At 59.4% G+C, this 18,661-nt stretch carries 19 protein-coding genes and 1 pseudogene; 15 read left to right on the forward strand and 5 right to left on the reverse strand.

Features of this window, described 5'->3' with window-relative positions; all coding sequences use genetic code 11:
* The 3 genes and pseudogenes from E1K68_RS21260 to E1K68_RS21270 form a co-directional block, all read left to right on the forward strand.
* The coding region (locus tag E1K68_RS21260) for a ribonucleotide-diphosphate reductase subunit beta (RefSeq protein WP_212614202.1) at window positions 1-304 on the forward strand (304 nt) is incomplete at its 5' end.
* Window positions 305-370: 66 nt separating this feature from the next.
* Window positions 371-589 (forward strand): annotated as a pseudogene (locus E1K68_RS21265) (HNH endonuclease); the annotation flags it as partial.
* 27 nt (window positions 590-616) lie between these two features.
* Window positions 617-1,264, forward strand: a complete 648-nt coding sequence (locus tag E1K68_RS21270; protein ID WP_094775506.1) for an HAD-IB family hydrolase — start codon at window positions 617-619, stop codon at window positions 1,262-1,264.
* Between the two features lie 91 nt (window positions 1,265-1,355).
* Here the strand turns inward: E1K68_RS21270 and E1K68_RS21275 are convergent, their stop codons facing one another.
* Window positions 1,356-2,315: a LysR family transcriptional regulator gene (locus E1K68_RS21275; RefSeq protein ID WP_212614631.1), complete on the reverse strand. Its 960-nt coding sequence runs from the start codon at window positions 2,313-2,315 to the stop codon at window positions 1,356-1,358.
* A 193-nt stretch (window positions 2,316-2,508) separates the two neighbouring features.
* On the opposite strand from E1K68_RS21275, the gene argH reads away from it, so the two are divergent.
* The 7 genes from argH (at window position 2,509) to E1K68_RS21310 (ending at window position 9,401) form a co-directional block, all read left to right on the forward strand.
* Window positions 2,509-3,936 carry an argininosuccinate lyase gene (argH, locus tag E1K68_RS21280; RefSeq protein WP_034135535.1) on the forward strand — a complete coding sequence of 476 codons (1,428 nt, stop codon included), beginning with the start codon at window positions 2,509-2,511 and terminating at the stop codon, window positions 3,934-3,936.
* 160 nt (window positions 3,937-4,096) lie between these two features.
* Window positions 4,097-4,975: an amino acid ABC transporter permease gene (locus tag E1K68_RS21285; protein ID WP_019819278.1), complete on the forward strand. Its 879-nt coding sequence runs from the start codon at window positions 4,097-4,099 to the stop codon at window positions 4,973-4,975.
* Window positions 4,976-4,999: 24 nt separating this feature from the next.
* Window positions 5,000-5,764 (forward strand): amino acid ABC transporter ATP-binding protein, encoded by a 765-nt coding sequence (locus tag E1K68_RS21290; protein ID WP_003193648.1) that lies wholly within the window; start codon window positions 5,000-5,002, stop codon window positions 5,762-5,764.
* 25 nt (window positions 5,765-5,789) lie between these two features.
* Complete coding sequence (locus tag E1K68_RS21295; protein WP_003193649.1) at window positions 5,790-6,611, forward strand: ABC transporter substrate-binding protein; 822 nt, start codon at window positions 5,790-5,792, stop codon at window positions 6,609-6,611.
* A gap of 168 nt (window positions 6,612-6,779) precedes the next feature.
* Window positions 6,780-7,949, forward strand: a complete 1,170-nt coding sequence (locus E1K68_RS21300) for an MFS transporter (protein WP_003193651.1) — start codon at window positions 6,780-6,782, stop codon at window positions 7,947-7,949.
* 54 nt (window positions 7,950-8,003) lie between these two features.
* Complete coding sequence (locus E1K68_RS21305; protein ID WP_212614632.1) at window positions 8,004-8,954, forward strand: hypothetical protein; 951 nt, start codon at window positions 8,004-8,006, stop codon at window positions 8,952-8,954.
* Window positions 8,955-9,044: 90 nt separating this feature from the next.
* Window positions 9,045-9,401, forward strand: a complete 357-nt coding sequence (locus E1K68_RS21310) for a helix-turn-helix transcriptional regulator (protein ID WP_003193655.1) — start codon at window positions 9,045-9,047, stop codon at window positions 9,399-9,401.
* 7 nt (window positions 9,402-9,408) lie between these two features.
* Here E1K68_RS21310 and E1K68_RS21315 read toward each other — a convergent pair whose 3' ends face one another.
* The 3 genes from E1K68_RS21315 to E1K68_RS21325 form a co-directional block, all read right to left on the reverse strand.
* Entirely contained in the window at window positions 9,409-10,854 is a 1,446-nt protein-coding gene (locus E1K68_RS21315; protein WP_032901132.1) for an amidase family protein, read from the reverse strand.
* Window positions 10,855-11,088: 234 nt separating this feature from the next.
* Complete coding sequence (locus tag E1K68_RS21320; protein ID WP_244858832.1) at window positions 11,089-11,520, reverse strand: hypothetical protein; 432 nt, start codon at window positions 11,518-11,520, stop codon at window positions 11,089-11,091.
* A gap of 371 nt (window positions 11,521-11,891) precedes the next feature.
* A complete protein-coding gene (locus tag E1K68_RS21325) occupies window positions 11,892-12,950 on the reverse strand; it encodes an MBL fold metallo-hydrolase (protein WP_003193661.1) in 1,059 nt (352 codons plus the stop codon).
* Window positions 12,951-13,072: 122 nt separating this feature from the next.
* Between E1K68_RS21325 and E1K68_RS21330 the strand changes: the two genes are divergently transcribed.
* From E1K68_RS21330 to E1K68_RS21340, 3 genes are all read left to right on the forward strand, one after another.
* Window positions 13,073-13,702, forward strand: coding sequence for a TetR/AcrR family transcriptional regulator (locus E1K68_RS21330; protein WP_212614633.1), 630 nt, complete (start codon window positions 13,073-13,075; stop codon window positions 13,700-13,702).
* 187 nt (window positions 13,703-13,889) lie between these two features.
* Window positions 13,890-14,957 (forward strand): diguanylate cyclase, encoded by a 1,068-nt coding sequence (locus E1K68_RS21335; protein ID WP_003193663.1) that lies wholly within the window; start codon window positions 13,890-13,892, stop codon window positions 14,955-14,957.
* Between the two features lie 253 nt (window positions 14,958-15,210).
* Window positions 15,211-16,530, forward strand: a complete 1,320-nt coding sequence (locus E1K68_RS21340) for a PAS domain-containing methyl-accepting chemotaxis protein (protein ID WP_003193665.1) — start codon at window positions 15,211-15,213, stop codon at window positions 16,528-16,530.
* Window positions 16,531-16,555: 25 nt separating this feature from the next.
* Here E1K68_RS21340 and E1K68_RS21345 read toward each other — a convergent pair whose 3' ends face one another.
* The gene (locus tag E1K68_RS21345) at window positions 16,556-17,440 is read right to left on the reverse strand and encodes a LysR family transcriptional regulator (RefSeq protein ID WP_057711739.1); all 885 of its coding nucleotides are present in this window, start codon (window positions 17,438-17,440) and stop codon (window positions 16,556-16,558) included.
* Window positions 17,441-17,520: 80 nt separating this feature from the next.
* On the opposite strand from E1K68_RS21345, the gene E1K68_RS21350 reads away from it, so the two are divergent.
* Entirely contained in the window at window positions 17,521-18,228 is a 708-nt protein-coding gene (locus E1K68_RS21350; RefSeq protein ID WP_212614634.1) for a CTP synthase, read from the forward strand.
* Window positions 18,225-18,545, forward strand: coding sequence for an antibiotic biosynthesis monooxygenase (locus E1K68_RS21355; protein WP_003193670.1), 321 nt, complete (start codon window positions 18,225-18,227; stop codon window positions 18,543-18,545). Before E1K68_RS21350 ends, E1K68_RS21355 begins: the two co-directional genes overlap by 4 nt.
* Window positions 18,546-18,661: the final 116 nt, after the last annotated feature.

Below are 18,661 nucleotides of genomic sequence, written 5' to 3' on the forward strand. Positions count from 1 at the left end.
GTGGGATGCCGAGATGAAGGAAGAAGCGACCCAGATGATTCTGCAGGGTACGCAGCTGGAGATCGAATACGCTCGCGACACCATGCCTCGTGGGGTGTTGGGCATGAATGCGGCAATGATGGAAGATTATTTGAAGTTCATCGCCAACCGTCGTTTGACGCAGATTGGCTTGAAGGAAGAGTACCCAGGCACCACCAATCCATTCCCGTGGATGAGCGAGATCATGGACTTGAAGAAAGAGAAAAACTTCTTCGAAACCCGTGTGATCGAGTACCAGACCGGCGGCGCGCTGAGCTGGGATTGATCCGGACTAAGCACTAAAGGAAGCCCTGGCATGTTCAGGGCTTTTTTTCGTCGGTAAAAAAGGAATTTGCCATTTCTTGAAGTACATCACCTCAAGCACCTGGCCCGGAAGGGTTCGGATCGCCCCCCCAATGCTGTAGCCTTGTGCCCCAATTGCCATCAGCGTTGTCACAGGTCAAGTGCTCGGGAAGCTCTTACCGAAGCGCTTTACGCCAAGATCGGAAGATTGGCACGGGAGCAGACTCCTGCTGTCACAGCTGATGCCCGCTTAAAAACTATTAGATAGGACCGAGGCCAACCCGTGAACCCAGACATGCTCGAAGCCGGCCCCGCAGACGCCAAAGTACTTTCCGTCTTTGACTTCGACGGCACCCTCACCCACCACGATAGTTTCGTGCCCTTCCTCAAGTTTGCCTTCGGCACCGGTGAGTTTTATGGCCGGATGGTCAAGCTGGCGGTGCCGGGGCTGCGGTTTTTGGTGCGGCAGATCAGCCGGGATGAGTTGAAGGCGCAGTTGATTCGCACCTTTATGACCGGGGTGAAGAAGACTTGGGTTGAGCAGCAAGCGCAGGCATATTGTCAGGCGCGCTGGAGCAAGCTGATGCGCCCGAGCGGGTTGCAGTCGGTGGCGGATGAGGTGAAGTCCGGGGCGGTGGTGACGCTGTGTTCAGCGTCGCCGGCGTTGGTGTTGCAGCCGTTTGCCGATCGGCTTGGCATTCGTTTGATCGGCACTGAGCTTGAGGTGGTGGATGGGGTGCTGACCGGCAAGCTCACCGGGAATAATTGCCGTTGTGAGAACAAGGTGCTGCGGCTTGAGGCGGTGTACGGGGACCTGGGGGAGTATCGGCTCAGGGCCTGGGGCGATACGCGTGGAGACCGGGAGTTGCTGGCGGCGGCGCAGGATGCGCATTTTCGGCACTTTCATGCGAAGAAAAAAAAGCGGGCTCGGTTGCAGCGGTGATGCGGGTGGGGGGGTTGGCGGGGAGACCCAGGCGATCCCATCGCAGCCTCGCTGGGGCTCGACAGCTCCCACATTTGAGCTTTGTTGAGGCTTAGGCCGACGTCTTCAAGTCTACACCCAGCGCTGTGGCGAAGGCTTTTACCATCGGGCTTCTCGGGGCGTTATGGCGCAGGATCAAGTTGAACGCGGTGCTCAGCTGTACCTGCTCCGGGCACAGTGCGCGCAAGCGCCCTTCCCTTACCAGTGGCGTGGCGTAGTGTTCTGGCAGAAAGCCCAGGAAGCGGCCAGTCAGAATCAGAATGGCGACAGCTTCCACTTGTGAGGCCGACGCGGACTGGCTGTCGTGGTTGACGAAGTTGGCCTTGTCGCGATGGATCGCATACCGATGGTTCACCACTTCGTATTGGCGAAGGGCATCGGGGGTGATGTCGCTGGCGGTGAACAGTGGATGCCCTACGGCGCAGTAGGCGTGGGCCTTTTCTTCGTAGAGCGGGAAGTAGTCGAACTCTTCACGGCGTTGGTACACCGGGACGATGCCGGCGACTAGGCGCCCTTCCACGACGCCGCGTTCAACTTCGTCCAATTGCGAGGCATGTAGGCGCAATCTTATTTTTGGCGATTGGCGATGTAAGTTGCCCAGGGCGGTAATCAGTGGGGAATTAACGTCGGAGACGGTGTTATCAATAACGCCCACACTCAGGTCGCCGATGAGTTCATTCTGCGCCGAACTAAGCTTGTCGCGAAAACTGTCCACCGAGGTGAATAACTCGATGGACGCTTGATACACCAACTTGCCTTCTTCGGTCAGCCCGAACCCTTCGCGGCCCCGTGTACACAGGCGCATGCCGATGCGAATCTCGAGGTCAGAGATCTGTTTGCTGATGGCCGCCAGGCCCACGTTCAACTCGTTTTGCGCAGCACTGAAGCCGCCGGCTTCGACCACGGCCATAAATACCCGCAGCAATTTGAAGTCCAACCCGCTCAATTGCAGCGGTGCTCGGGTGCCGGGTTTTGGCGGCAGGTTTCCAGAAGTGGAAAGTGGGGTTTCCATAATGCGCGTTGACCTCGAGTGCCATATTCAACAGGCTTGAACCCAATCCTTGAACATAGCCAGGCGGCGATAATGAACATAAACATCCGCCCTTGGCAACCTTGAATACGGCGCGTCAGATGCCGGTTCTACACCGATAAACTTCTGTTGAAACTGCCTCCGACTCTTCTAAAAACAAGCGTGAGGAATACCCATGTCCCAGCCCACCGACCGCCTTTGGGGCGCTCGTTTCAAGACCGGTCCGTCTGCGGCGTTGGCCGCGTTGTCGCGTTGCCCTGAGCGTTATTTTCGCCTGACGCCCTACGACCTGGCCGGTTCCCGTGCCCATGCCCGAGAGTTGCAGCGCGCCGGTTTGCTGGATGAGTCAGAAACCCTGCGCACCCTCGAAGCCCTGGACCGTATCGGTGAGGATTTCGCCGCCGGCCGCCTGCATCCCTCCCTGGATGACGAGGACGTGCACACCTTTATCGAACGCGTATTGACCGAGCGCCTGGGCGCCCTTGGCGGCAAGTTGCGCGCCGGGCGCTCGCGCAATGACCAGACGGCCAACGATCTGCGCCTGTTCCTGCGTGACCATGCGCGCACCATCGCCACCGAGGTGTTGGGCTTGCAGCAGGCGTTGGTTGAACAGGCCGAGCAACATGTGCAGAGCATCTGCCCAGGCTTTACCCATTTGCAGCAGGCGCAACCCATTGTGTTCGCCCATCACTTGCTGGCTCACGCGCAGTCGATGCTGCGCGATGTGCAGCGCCTGGTGGATTGGGATGCGCGTACGGCGCTGTCGCCATTGGGCGCGGCAGCGATGGCAGGTTCGGCGATAGCACGTCAGCCGCAGCACTCGGCTAAGGAAATGGGCTACACCGGGCCGTGTGAAAACTCCATCGACGCTGTCGCCAGCCGTGACCATGTGGCGGAGTTCCTGTTTGTAGCGGGCATGCTCGGGGTGAATATTTCGCGGCTGTCGGAGGAGTTTTGCCTGTGGTCGTCGCGCCAGTTTCGCTGGGTGGTGTTGGACGATGCCTACGCCACCGGCAGTTCGATCATGCCGCAGAAAAAGAACCCGGACATTGCCGAACTGGCGCGGGGCAAGGCCGGGCGTTTGATCGGCAACCTGACCGGGTTGATGTCGACGCTCAAGTCGTTGCCGCTGTCGTACAACCGCGATTTGAGTGAAGACAAGCACAGCGTGTTGGATAGCGTGGACACCTTGCTGCTGGTGTTGCCGGCGATGGCCGGCATGGTGGCGACCATGAAGGTGCAGGTCGACGAGCTGCGGCGTCAGGCGCCGATGGGTTTTACCTTGGCGACGGAGGTGGCGGATTGGTTGGCAACGCGTGGCGTGCCATTCAAGGAAGCCCATGAGATTACCGGCGCGTTGGTACAGGCCTGTGAGAAACATGAAATTGAGTTGTGGGAAGCCTCACCGGCGATGTTGGCGGAGGTGGATGGGCGGCTCACCCCGGACGTGCGTGATTGCCTGACCCTGGAGGCGGCGATTGCGGCGCGCAGTGGCTGGGGTGGGACTGCGCCGGAGCGGGTGAAGGAGCAGATTGGGCGGTTGAAGATTGCTTTGGCTGAACAGCAGAAGTGGGCTGAGAGTTATCAGGGGTTTCGGATTTAAGCCGGTGACGATCGTTCCCACGCTCTGCGTGGGAATGCATCCCGTGACGCTCCGCGTCGTCACGTTACGCGCCAACGGCGGGACGCGGAGCGTCCGAGGCGGCGTTCCCACGCGGAGCGTGGGAACGATCATGCATCAAGAATAATTTTGGAGTAGCAGCATGAACCAAACCCCGGCAGAGCGCTTGGAAGCCGAGCGCAAGTTGTCTGAAAACCAGTTCGATATCACGCAGTACGAGCATGTGCCGCGGCGGTATTACGGGCGGATGTTTTTTGCCACGTTGATCGTGATTGTGTTGGCTGCGCTGTTGCGCGCGTTTGCCAATGGCCAGATCGAATGGTCCTACATTGGCCAGTTCCTCACGTCGCAAGCCATCCTCTGGGGCCTGGTGAACACCATCGTCATGTCGATCCTGGCGATGGCGCTGGGCGTGGTGATCGGGGTGATCACCGCGATCATGCGCATGTCGGCCAACCCGATCCTGCGTTACGTGGCCATCACCTACACCTGGTTGTTTCGCGGTACACCGCTGATTTTGCAACTGCTGCTGTGGTTCAACCTGGCGTTGATCTTCCCGGTGATCGCGATTCCGGGCCTGTTCAGCATCGACACCGTCGACCTGATGACGCCCTTTGTGGCCGCCTTGCTCGGCTTGAGCATCAACCAGGGCGCCTATACCGCTGAGGTGGTGCGCGCCGGCTTGCTGTCGGTGGACACCGGTCAATATGAGGCGGCCAAGTCCATCGGCATGCCGAGCCTGCAAGCGCTGCGTAGGATCATTCTGCCGCAGGCCATGCGCGTGATCATCCCGCCCGTGGGCAACGAGTTCATCAGCATGGTGAAAATGACCAGCCTGGCCAGTGTGATCCAGTACTCCGAGCTGCTGCACAACGCGCAAAACATCTACTACGCCAACGCCCGGGTGATGGAGCTGCTGATTGTGGCGGGCATCTGGTACCTGGCGGTGGTGACTGTTCTTTCATTTGGTCAAAGCCGCCTCGAGCGTCGTTTTGCCCGCGGCGCCGGCAAGCGTTCGTAAGCCTGGGTTGAGGAGATTTGCCCCATGAGAAGCATCGTCAAGGCCGTCAACCTGAACAAGTATTACGACCAGTATCACGCCCTGCGTGACATCAATATCGAGGTCGAGCAAGGCGAGGTGATGTGCATCATTGGCCCGTCCGGCTCGGGTAAAAGTACGTTGCTGCGTTGCGTCAACCAGCTGGAAAAAATCGACAAGGGCGGCCTGTGGGTCGATGGCGAATTGGTCGGTTATCGGGTGGTCGGCAACAAGCTGCACGAGATGAACGAAGCGCAGATCGCCCGCCAGCGCCTGGCCACCGGCATGGTGTTCCAGCGATTCAATTTGTTCCCGCACATGACCGTGTTGCAAAACATCATCGAAGGCCCGTGCCAAGTGCTCAAGCGCTCGCCCAAGGAAGCCATCGAAGATGCATTGGAACTGCTGGCCCGCGTTGGCCTGGCAGACAAGCGCAATGCCTACCCAGTGGAATTGTCCGGTGGCCAGCAACAGCGCGTGGCAATCGCCCGTGCCTTGGCCATGCGCCCCAAGTTGATGCTGTTTGACGAACCCACGTCAGCCCTCGACCCGGAGCTGGTAGGCGAAGTGCTGTCGGTGATGCGCGATTTGGCCACCACCGGCATGACCATGATCGTGGTCACCCATGAGTTGGGCTTCGCTCGCGAAGTGTCCAACCGCATGGTGTTTATGGACGCCGGCCAGATTGTGGAAGCCGGCAGCCCGGAAGACATTCTAATAAGCCCACAAAATCCACGTACCCAAAGCTTTATTTCTGCCGTTCGCACTTAACTAAAAAACTAACGAGAACGCCCCCATGAAAAAGATGTTTATCCCTTCCTTGCTTGCCGGCCTGATGGCCTCCTCGTGTGTATTGGCGGCCTTGCCGCAAGCCATCAAGGACAAGGGTGAGATCAGCGCGGCCATCGTGCCGAACTACCCGCCGATGGACTTCAAGGACCCGGCCACCAACAAGCTCACTGGTTTTGACTTCGACCTGGGCAACGCCCTGGCCGAGCGCCTGGGCGTGAAGATCAAGTGGCAGGAAACCGGCTTCGAACAAATGCTCAGCGGCCTGACCACCAAACGCGTCGATATCGTGCTGTCGGGCATGAGCGACACCGCCGAGCGCCAGAAGGCCGTGACCTTCGTCGACTACTTCACCAGCGGCCCACAGTTGTACACCCTGGCCAAGCGCGAAGAGATCAAGGAATTGACCGACTTGTGCGGTAAAAAAGTCGGCACCAGCCGCCGCACCACCTGGCCGTCGGAAATTACCGCCTGGAGCAAGGCAAACTGCGAAGCGGCCGGTAAGCCGGCAATCGTGGTGATCGGCACCGAAGGTTCGGCGGATGCCCGGGCGCAGTTGCAGCAGAACCGCCTGGATGCGGCGATGCAGGGCAGCGAGACGATTCCTTATTTGATGGCGCTGGACAAGGGCAAGTACAAGCCGGTGGGGCTGGCGATTTCCAAGCAGTTCACCGGGCTTGGGATTGAGAAGAGCAATACCGAGTTGGTCACGGCGATCAGTGAAGCGTTGCAGGGCATGATTGATGACGGGACCTACGGCAAGATCCTGAAGAAGTGGGATCTGGAGCAAGGTGCGGTCGAGAAGATCAGCATAAACGCAGGCCAGTAAACACCGCAAAACCTGTGGGAGCTGGCTTGCCTGCGATAGCGGTAGATCAGCCAATGACGATGCAAACTGGCCTACCGCTATCGCAGGCAAGCCAGCTCCCACACTGGTTCGGTGTTCACATTTAAGTTGTGTTGTCGTGAAAATATAACAAGGACGCTCGCCCCCACCGTGGCCACCTACTCCCTGGTAATCCGTCGCCTGATGATCTGCTCGGTGACCATCGTGGTCAGCCGCGCCATGACCAGCCCGTTGCTGGCCCTGTGGCTGAGCACACGCCTGGGCCTCAACCAGCAGGACATCGGCCTGCTGATGGGGATCGCGGTGTTCATCGCCACGCTCCTGGGGTTGTACGGCGGCTACATCATCGACCGCCTGGAAAAGCGCAAGCTGCTGATCCTGGCCATGCTTTCAAGCTCCATCGGTTTTTTATTGCTGACCTTTGCCAGCAACCTCTACCTCACCACCTTGACCCTGGTCATCACTGAAGCCGCGTCGGCGTTGTTCCTGATCGGCTCCAAGGCGATCATCAGCGAGAACCTACCGGTGGGCGAGCGCGCCAAGGTGTTTTCCCTGCGCTATACCCTGACCAATGTGGGCTATGCGACCGGCCCGATGTTGGGCGTATTGATTGCTGGCCAACTGCCGTGGGCGCCGTTCCTGATTGCCAGTGCCATTGCCTTTGGCAGCCTGTTCCTGATGATCGGTATTGCGCCGACTCAACGGGACGACCGTCATAAACCCCAGAGTTTTCTCAGCACCCTGCGCACCTTGCGCAACGACCGCACGTTGATCCTGTTCACCAGCGGCAGCCTGTTGAGCACCATAGTCCATGGGCGCTACACCCTGTATCTGTCGCAGTTTTTGCTAGTGGCCTACACACCCGACCAGGCACTGAAAATTCTGTCGGCGGTGCTGGCCTGTAACGCGATCACCGTGATTTTGATGCAGTACCAAATCGGTCGATTCCTCAAGCGCGAGCAACTGCGCCATTGGATCGTGCTGGGCACCTTATTGTTTATTGCCGGGTTGGTCGGCTTCAGCCAGGCGAACAGTCTGCTGAGCTGGTGCCTGGCGATGTTCGTGTTCACCTTGGGCGAGATGATCATTTACCCCTCGGAATTTCTGTTTATCGACACCATTGCGCCGGATGCACTACGGGGCAGTTACTACGGTGCCCAGAACCTGGCCGCGTTTGGCGGAGCCATGAGTCCGGTGATTTGTGGCTACCTGCTGATCAACGCGGCACCCACCAGCATGTTCTTTGCCCTGGCCGCACTTACTGCCATAGGCGGCACGCTGTGTTTCTTGAGCGGGCGACGCGTGGCAGGTTCTTGCTGATATTTATGCAAGATCCGGCTATGAATAGCCAAACCTCTGACGGACCCGAGCCCCATGAAATTCGATACGGCCTACAGCGTGAGTCTCGACGACAAAGTGTCGATCTACGACGTACGAGACCTGAATTTCGACGAAAGCACCGGCTTCGATTCCGACAAGGACAGCTTCCTGTGCCCCAACGACGCCTGCCGCGCGGCCTTCGATAGCACCAATGCGTTGAGCACTTTCAACGCCAAGAACGTCAACTACCAGCGCACGCCGCACTTCAAGAACAAACTCGGCACTCGGCATATCGATGGCTGCCGCTATGCCGGCAGCCATAAATCGGCGACGGGTGAAAGTGATGACGAGCGTGAGGAAAATTTCCCATCGGAATTTGTGCTGACGCGGCGACTGTATGAGCCTAAAACGCCGGTAGTCGGCAACGATGCAAGCGCCCTGCAGGAACCGACGAAAGCGCCTGCAAACCGCACTACGACATCCTCTGGCAGTAATGACACAACCCCGGACAAAACCAGCGTATTCGCACACCCGGTGGAGTGCTACGTGTCCAACATCGATGACAAGGACAAGCTCAAGGCAATGCCCCTGAAGATCGGTGAGCACACGGCGACCTACTGGGCATTCTTCAAGAAGATCGAATACCTGCAAGACAACCAGGGTTTGATTTACTGGGGCAAGATCAAGGCCATCAAGGACTACACCAGCAGCTTTCGCATCGACTTCGAGAAGAAGGTGTGGCTCGACAAAAAGCCTTATTCGGTGAACGTCTACCTGAGCAAAAAGCTCATCGAAAACTACCGCAAGCGCACGGCATTCCTGGAGCAGATCAAGGCGGCGGCCAGCAGTGAACGGCCGCTGTATTGCTTTTTCTATGGCGTCACACCGCAGCTTATGCAGGTGCCCAGTAAGAAAAACCCCGAGCAAACGTTCGGGGTATTCAGCGCCAGGATCGAGAACCTGGACCACCTGATTATTCGTGAGGCGCCAGGGCTGGAATCATAAGGGGTTGCAACGCCAATGGATGAGCGGTAGAAACAACTGTACAAAAACACAGTATAGTTGCACCTCCCCTGTCGAACCTGGAGAAACCCCATGTCCTCTCTGGCAATGAGTTCTTTCGTAGAACAACAGATCGTCCTGCATCAATTCACCGCCAAACACTGCGCGCAGGCGCGCGTCATGCTGGGCTGGAGCCGCGAAGAGCTGGCTCGCCAGGCTGGCGTGGCGGTGCAAACAATTGAGCAATTGGAAGGCCACGGTGACGTGGACGATGAAACCCGTTTGATCCTGGCGTTTCGCCTGGAGGCCGAAGGGCTGGTGTTTTTCCCGGGGTTCGCACCGGGGTGGGGAATGAGTGCGCGCCGGTTTGATACCCCGGCGGCGCAACCTTCTGTGCAAGGCCTCATTTCTCAATTGATGGGTTCAACAGTGGCAACCAGCAGAGGCTGACTCAAATTCAGCCGTTGGTGGCCTCAACCGTTTTATCTGGACTGGCTGGTGTTTGCGTAGAAGGAATACCCGGGAGAAAAGCCGGTTTTTGAATGGCCTGCGAGGCTTGTTCATAACCATAGGCAACTGCCAGCAAAGTGGCTTCACTGTTGCCGCAGCCATATAAGTAAAGTGCCGTGGGCATGCCTTCCTCGTCCATGCCTGACGGAACGGATATACCTGGGTACCCGGCCGCCGCACTGTAAAAATAATTGTGGGACAGAAAGTTCGACACCATGGCGTCGAGCTTGTGCTCCTTTATGGGGTCATCAATGGTTTTCTGAAATACAGGAAGAATCGCTTCCCACAACGCTTCGCGTTTTTCCGGGGTGGTCTCCAGGTCATTGATCATTTCCAGTAGTTTCTGGTCAGGCTCACCAGATTTCTGTGTGCGTTTGATAAAAGCAACCAGCTCAGAAAGTGACTTGACCGGCAAACCTTCTCGCCCAGCCAAATAGTCCTCCAGTTGTTGCTTGACCTCCGAGAACATCGCCTCGTTATAGCCCTCATAGGCTTCGTCGGGGACACCGGCGTCCAACCGCTCTAAGGGCACCAGAATCGCCCCTTGGGCCTTCATCACTTCGAGCGCCGCCTCATAGTGCTTGCGGTCTGCAAGCTTGGCCGGGGCCTTGGCCTCCTCTGCGGACAACTCAGGCAAAGGGGTGTAGCCAATTCGCTTGCCCTTCAAGGCATCAGCGTGCAGGCCCTCGGTGTAGACGTTGGTCTCGGTCATTGCGTTAAGCGCTTCTGCCGCATCACAGATATTGCGGGTGAAGGTCCCCACCGCATCCATGCGGGTGCTGGTCATGACGCCTTCGGTGCTGACCAGGCCCGTCGTGGTTTTCAGGCCAAACACACCGTTGTAGGCTGCGGGGCTGATGATCGATCCGTTGGTTTCCAGCCCTAACGCCACCGGCACATGCCCCTGGGCCACCGCCACCGCCGAGCCTGAACTCGAGCCCGCCACTGGCCCTCCGAGTCGATGAGGGTTCAACGTCTGGCCACCTCGGGAACTCCAGCCATCGGCCGGTGATAGTGAGCGAAAGTTGGACAGCTCACTCATATTGGTTTTGCCTACAATCACCACTCCGGCTTTCAGCAAATTGTCGACGACCTTGGCGTTTTTAGTGGCCGGCGCGCCCACCAAGGCCTTTGAGCCTGCGCTGGTCTGCATGCGGTCGTTGGTTTCAAAGACATCCTTCAGCGCTATCGGCACGCCATGCAAATGCCCGCGAACACGGCCATCGGCACGTTCCTGATCGCGGGCTTTCGCCTCTCGCATGGCATCCGGGTTGGTTTCCAAAAACGCATTGCCGCCCTGTAGTCCACGATCAATATTGGCAATTTGCTTGAGCGAGTCCTTCAACAGTGACTCTGAGGTGACACCACCTCCTTGGGCCATCTCCACTGACATCTGGCAGGCACTTTTGAAACCTTGCACAGGGTTTGAAAGCTCCTGAAGCAGGCCTGTCGCCCATCCACCTGCCGAAACTGGTCCGATCATGAAGTGCCCCTCTGTTTGACTGAGTGTGAGCGCTATCTGCCGATAACGCCGCACCAGTCTAAGAGCCGATACCCCACTGTTATTTCAGGCGAATCTTGTCACCGCGTCCTACCCTTCCCAGCCCGGTGTAGGCATCTATACCATCTATGGCCGCAGCACGCGGTAAGCGCGCGCCAGTGCCGCCAAACGATCACCTGCCCAGCGCGCACCGTAAAACCAGACTCGGGAGCCATCCTCCAGGGTTTCACACACAGAGGGGTATCCGCCTCTTATGGCATGATGAAAGGCGGCGTGGGGATCCTCCGACACCAGGGCATCAAGGCGAAGACCTGCCACCAGTTCATCGATTTCACGACAGGCCTGCTGACTGTCGCCACTGCGCTGCATGTCCACCGCTACCCATTGCACACCGACGTGACGCAGGGTGTCGAAGACCCGATGCAAAGCCGCGCTGCGCTCAACCAGCTCAACCTGATTGCCCTGCACATAGCGCTCTGCATAGCCGATCCGATAGCCCGTCAACGCCTGCGTGGCGGTGAACGTGGTGTTATTCAATACTAGCGGTACTTCGACCATCACCGGTTCAGTAGGGTCCACACCGCTGATGGCGACAAGTGATAGCGCGGGGTCACGCACTGGCCGTATATGGGGCGCCAGGGCGCTATAACCAGGGACGAGCGTGGCGCCCGCAGCCTGTTCGGCGCCAAAGACAATAGAAGTGGGGGCTGCATGGGGTGGTGAAGCGGGCAAGTCGGCGGCGTTTATTGGCGCGGGCAGTGGCTGGGCTGGGGCACAAGGCAACCCCATTCTCCAAAGCTTCTTACAGTGGCTGTCCATCGAAACGTCCTCCCGGAGATAAAATTCCCGCGGGATCATCGCACTCTCATTTGGCGTTTGTCGCAGAGCTGAAATCCGCTGAAAAACTCTTTTCCAAGCAGGTTTTCGGCTCAGCCTGCTGCGTGTTCGTTGACCGGTTGAGGCTCCACTTCCAGCCACCACGCATGCCCACGCTCGGGCTGGTTCAAGCGAAATGCCTGGCCCATTGCCGGGGTAGTGATCGAGACATTGCGCTCCCAGGCCAGGGCCATGATGCGGTCGAACGGTTCGTGCCAGGCGTGGAAGGCCAGGTCGAAGGTGCCATTGTGAATCGGCAACAGCCAGCGCCCTTTCAGATCGATATGCGCCTGCAGTGTTTGCTCCGGCTGCATGTGCACATGAGGCCACTCGACATTGTAAGCGCCGGTTTCCATCAGGGTCAGGTCAAACGGCCCGTACTGCTCGCCGATGCGTTTGAAACCGTCGAAATAGCCGGTGTCGCCGCTGAAGAAGATACGTCGCGTGTCGTCGATCATCACCCAGGAGCACCATAGGGTCTGGTTGCCATCAAACAGGCCGCGCCCGGAAAAGTGCTGGGCCGGCGTGCAGACAAAACGAACACCATCGACCTCGGTGCCCTTCCACCACTCCAACTGGCGGACTTTGCTGGCGTCTACGCCCCATTTGACCAGCGTGTCGCCCACGCCCAGGGGCGCCAGGAAGTAGCGGGTCTTTTCGGCCAATTGGACCACCGCTTTGCGGTCGAGATGGTCGTAATGATTGTGGGAAAGGATCACCGCTTCCAGCGCTGGCAGCTCTTCAAGGCTGATCGGCGGCTGATGAAAACGCTTGGGGCCGGCCCAACGCAATGGCGAGGCGCGTTCGGCAAACACCGGGTCGGTGACCCAGAATTTACCGCGCATTTTCAGCAGCACGGTTGAATGGCCCAGGCGATACACGCTGTGATCAGGTGCGGCCAATAACTGCTCGCGAGTCAGTGGCTGTACCGGAATCTGCCCCACCGGCCGGGTGGTGCGCGGTTTGTTGAACAGCATGTTCCAGAAAATACGCAGGGTCTTGCCCAAGCCACCGTGTTGCACCGGGGCGTCGTTGCTGAAGTGCCCCAAGTCCTGCTCGGCAGGCTTGGGCGCCGAGGGCGCAGGGTCGAGACGGGTTGAAATAGTGGCCATGACGAAGTGACTCCTGCGGTCCGCTCAAGTATTACACTGCACAGTGTAGTTTCTAGATTGCAACAAAATCCGGAGCAAGTAAACTGCCCGGTGTAATTTCATTGTTGAGTCGAATGCCTTCCATGACTGCCCCCAAACGCCTCACCGAGCGTAAACGCGAAGCCATCGTGGCGGCGGCGATTGCCGAATTTCGCGAGAACGGCTTCGAGGTCACCAGCATGGACAAAATCGCCGCCACTGCGGGCGTTTCCAAGCGCACGGTGTACAACCACTTTCCTAGTAAAGAAGAACTGTTCGCCGAGATCCTCCACCAGTTGTGGGCCAGCAGCGTTGCCCAACTGGACGTGATCTACACCAGCGACCGCCCGCTGCGCGACCAACTGCGCACGTTGCTGGAAGCGAAAATGCAGATGATGTCGGACGCCAACTTCCTCGACCTGGCACGCGTGGCCATTGCTGCCACCATCCATTCGCCGGAGCGCGCGCAAGACATGGTCAACCGCCTCAGTGCGCGGGAAGAAGGCTTTACCCAATGGGTACGCGCCGCTCAGGAAGACGGCCGCCTCACCTGCACCGAACCGGCGTTCGCCGCCCATCAGATCCAAAGCCTGCTCAAGGCCTTTGCGTTCTGGCCGCAAATCACCCTCGGCCAGCCCACCCTCGACCTTGCCGCACAGGCCCACGTCATCGAATCGGCCATCGACCTGTTCCTCGCCGGTTACGAAGTCAGCACGCAGCGCCCGCCCCAGTAACCCCTGTTGCAGGCGCGACATTTAAGGTCGTTTCTGGCGCTTTTACCCGCTGTTTTGCGCAAATGGCCTGGAAGGACACTGATTATTCCCACGCGAATAATCGACAATTCACCTTTCTTATCCGACCACCGGCTCTGCCCGTTGACGCGTGCTGTTGCACCCGCAAAAAAAGTTGACCCAGGACACTATGGAAAACAGACGAGGCAAAGGGCTTTCATTTGCCAGGCGAATCTACACGCCAAGGATTATCGGCCTGGGTATCGGCAGCATCAGCGTGATCGGGGCGTTGTATCCCTTGTCGATGCCCGGTTGGGTCTGGGCGTTGCTGTTGTTCAACGGCATTGCCTGGCCGCACGTGGCGTACCTGATTTCCACCCGCTCGCCGTTTCCCTACCAGGCCGAACAACGCAACCTGCTGTATGACTCATTGCTGGGCGGATTCTGGGCCGCAGCCACTCAGTTTTCGCCACTGACAGCGGTGACCATTCTGTCGATGATGGCCATGAACAACGTCGCAGCCGGTGGCAAACGCCTGTTCCTGCGCGGGTTGCTGGCACAGGCGGCCGGTATCGCGGTGGCCTGGGGCCTGTTCGACGTCAAGTTCGACCCCAGCGTCAGCCTCACCGAGGTCTACACCTGCCTGCCGATGCTGACGCTCTACCCGATGGCCATCGGCATGGTCTGTTACCAATTAGCGATCAAACTGTCGGAACACAAACGCGCCCTCAGCGCCCTGAGCCGCGTCGACAGCCTTACCGGCCTGCTCAACCATGGTTCGTGGAAAGACCTGCTGAACATCAAGTTTCACAAGTGCCAGCAGCAACAAGGCCAAGCGACCATTGCCTTGATCGATATCGACCACTTCAAGCACATCAATGACGTACATGGCCACACCGTCGGTGACGCGGTTCTGCTCCAGTTGAGCCAGGCGCTGCGCGAACACTTGCGCGAAGAAGACCTGGCCGGCCGCTACGGCGGCGATGAATTCAGTGTGATTCTGCCGAAAATGCCGCTGCACGCCGCTGCGCAGGTGATGGAACATCTACGCGAAACCTTCAGCGGCTATCGTCATGCGCAGATCCCGGACCTGCGCGTGAGCCTGAGCATTGGCCTGGCGGATTTCCACCCGTCGTTCAAGGACGCGGTCATGTGGCTCGATGCGGCGGATCGCGCGTTGTACACCGCCAAAAACAGCGGCCGCAACCGCGTCAAGATCAGCGAATGCACGGCCGTTCATTCAGCCTCAGTTGTCTGATGACACCTCGTCCGAATCTTGCTCCGCCCACCTGCTGCAATAGCATAATGCCGCCATTGGTCGCCTGGCCAAAATAGTCCTGCCTGATGGGCGAACTTCCAGGCCGATTGATCACTCTGAGACCGTTGTTCCACCCCCTCTGTCAGCATCAGGAAGCTGGCAATGAGCAAGTCAACCGTAAGGCCAGGGGCCCTACGGGGTCAGGCGCAAATACATGGACCCCGCATACGCTTGCATGCCCGAGCCCTCCACCATGCTATTTCACGCTCACAAGAAAACCATCAGTACCCTGCAACACAGCCTTGCCCAACAGACCAGCCTGCTGGACGCCATCGAGCGCTCCATGGCCGTGATCGAATTCGACCTGCAAGGCACCGTGCTGCGCGCCAATGACAACTTCTTCAAGACCATGGGCTACCGCGCCGAACAGATCCTGGGCCAGCCCCATCGGATGTTCTGTACCCCGGCGTTCGCCCGCAGCGCGGATTACAACCAGCTGTGGACACACCTGCGCAACGGCCAATTCCAGTCGGGCACCTTTGAACGAGTAGGCGCCAACGGTGCCTCGGTGTGGCTGGAAGCCAGCTATAACCCGGTACGGGATGAAGCGGGGAACGTGATCAAAGTGGTGAAATACGCCATGGACGTCACCCCGCGCCTGCAGGCCGAAAGTGAAGCCAACGCCAAGCTCGAAGCCATCGACCGCGCCATGGCGATGATCGAGTTCAACCTCGACGGCACCATCATCACCGCCAACAGCAATTTCCTGCAGCGCATGGGCTACAGCCTGGCGCAGATTCAGGGCAAGCATCACCGCCTGTTCTGCACACCGGAGCTGGCCAATAGTGCAGCCTACAGCGAGTTCTGGAAGCGCTTGAATCAGGGCGAGCTGTTCAATGGCCAGTTCGAGCGGGTGGATAAACACGGCCAGGTGGTGTGGCTGGAAGCCAACTACAACCCGGTGTACGACGCCAGCGGGCGCCTGTGCAAAGTGGTGAAGTTCGCCTCGGACGTCACCGCCCGCGTGCTACAGCATGCCGCTGACGCACAGAGCGCCGCCCAGGCTTATCACCTGTCGTTGAACACCCAGGAGATGGCTGAAAAAGGCGCCGAGGTGATTCAGAAAACCGCCACCGGCATGCGCGACATTGCCGTGGATATCGACGCCTCTTCGCAACTGATCGCCAAGCTGGGCGAGCGCTCGCAACAGATCACCGCCATCGTCAACACCATTCGCGGCATCGCCGACCAGACCAACCTGCTGGCCCTCAACGCCGCCATCGAGGCCGCCCGCGCCGGCGAGCAGGGCCGTGGCTTTGCCGTGGTGGCCGATGAAGTGCGGCAACTGGCGGCGCGCACCAGCGGCTCCACCGCCGAAATCTCCGGCATGATCGCCATGATCCAGGACGAAACCCGCCAAGCCATCGACAGCATGGACGCCACCCGCGACCGCGCCGCCCAGGGTGTGGAACTGGCCAACCAGGCCGGCACGGTGATCCTGCAAATTCGCGAAGGCACCGGCGAGGCGGTACAGGCGGTGAGCGCGTTTGCAAACGAGCGAGGTAATCGCTGACCCATTGGCGCTGGCTGTCTGCAGGTTAACTTCGCAGCCAGCGCACATGCCGCCCCAGCTCATCAAACAGCGTCACCACCGAGCGCAACGCCCGGCAATCAGGCCGCGTCAACAACCACAGCGCCGTATCGTGCCCTGCCAGCGCAGGGCCCAGCGGTTGCAGGCCATCGCCCATGAGAAAATCCGGCAGTGCCGCCACGCCCAATCCAGCCCTTACCAATTCGGTCACCGACTGCATGCTGTTGCACCGATAACGGGGACGCACGCCCGGCAAATGTTCACGACGCCAGATGACGGTGGGGTGATCGGGTAAAAAGTCATCTGGCGCGATCCAGGCCAGGTTGGCCCAGTCATGGCCTGGGTGCTGGCGCACATAGTCGGCACTGGCACACACCTGATAGGTCACCGCCCCCAGGCAGCGTCCGACAAGATGCGCTGGCGGCGCCTTCGTCAGGCGCAGGGCGATATCCGCATCACGGCGGCTGAGGTTGGCGAAGTCATTGGAGGTGCTCAGTTCCAGGGTCAACGCCGGGTAGGCCGGCATGAACTGCGCGAGGGCCGGCAACAGCAAGCCTTGCAACACCGAGTCGGTGCAGGTCAGGCGCACGGTACCGCTGATCACTTCACCGCCCTGCTCCACGCCAATACGCGCCGCCTCCAGCGCCTGCTCGGCACGCTCGGCTTGTTGTGCCAGGTTGCTCGCCAGGCCGGTGGGCAAATAACCGGCACGGCTTTTTTCAAACAGGGTCTGGCCCAGCGCCGCCTCCAGCCGCCGCACCGCACGGAACACCGTGGACACATCCACGCGCAGCAGCGCAGCCGCCCGCGCCAGGGTACCGCCGCGCACCAGGGCCAGAATCAATGACAGGTCGGCGTAGTCGATTTGATAGTGCGTGGCTGCATTGAACATATGGGCAAACGCCAATACTGATTGCGTAAGCGCCAATCTATAGTGGGTATCAACCCACCACAAGCCATGGGACGTACACGATGCCAACCCCCGCGCTGCACCTTGCCCTGATCGGTGACTACAACCCCGATGTGACCGCCCACCAGGCCATTCCCGTGGCCCTGCAACAGGCCGCCGACGCTCTGGGCCTGAGCGTCCAAGTGCAATGGCTGGCCACCGACACCCTCACCTGCACCTCTGCCCTGCACGATTTTGACGGCTTCTGGTGCGTGCCCGGCAGCCCCTATCACGATATCGACGGTGCCCTGCGGGCGATACGTTTTGCCCGCGAACAAGGTCGTCCTTTCCTCGGCACCTGCGGCGGTTTTCAACATGCCGTGCTGGAATATGCCCGCAACGTGCTCGGTTGGGCCGATGCCCAGCACGGCGAATTAATGCCGGATGCTGAGCGCGCCGTCATCACGCCGCTGGACTGCTCCCTGGTGGAAGTGAGCGACACCGTGCGCCTGGCCCCATACACGCGCATTGCCCAGGCCTACGGCAGCCTGGATATCCACGAAGGATACCGCTGCCGCTACGGCATCAACCCCACCTTCGCCGACGCCCTGCTGCAAGCCAACCTGATCCCCACCGGCCACGATTCGGCGGGCGATCTGCGCGCGGTGGAACTGCTCGACCACCCGTTCTTCGTCGCCACCCTGTTCCAGCCCGAACGCGCCGCGCTCAAAGGCATCACGCCGCCGCTGGCGATTGCGCTGCTCAAGGCCTGCCAGGAGGTATCGGTATGATCGCCAAGACACCCGCCCCACCGTATTACGCGGTGATTTTCAGCTCGCTGCGCACCGACGCCGACCTGGGTTATGGCGAGGCCGCCACACGCATGCTGGAACTGGCCAGGCAACAACCGGGATTTCTAGGGGTGGAATCGGCGCGGGAAGATGGGCTGGGGATCACTGTGTCCTACTGGACCAGCGAGGCGGCGATCCTGGCCTGGAAACAGCAGGCCGAGCATCGGCAGGTGCGCGAGCAAGGGCGGGCCACTTGGTATGCGGCGTTTCACACGCGGGTGTGCAAGGTAGAGCGGGCCTACACCTTCCCCACTTGAAATATTGCCCCTTGTAGGAGCTGGCTTGCCTGCGATGGCCATAGGTATCTACACAACTTTGTGGGCTGTAGCAGCAGACGGTAACCACGATGCGAAGCGAGCCGCTCTTGATCTTG

Origin of the sequence: Pseudomonas sp. B2021 (genome assembly GCF_018135665.1) — a bacterium.
Classification (GTDB): domain Bacteria; phylum Pseudomonadota; class Gammaproteobacteria; order Pseudomonadales; family Pseudomonadaceae; genus Aquipseudomonas; species Aquipseudomonas lactis.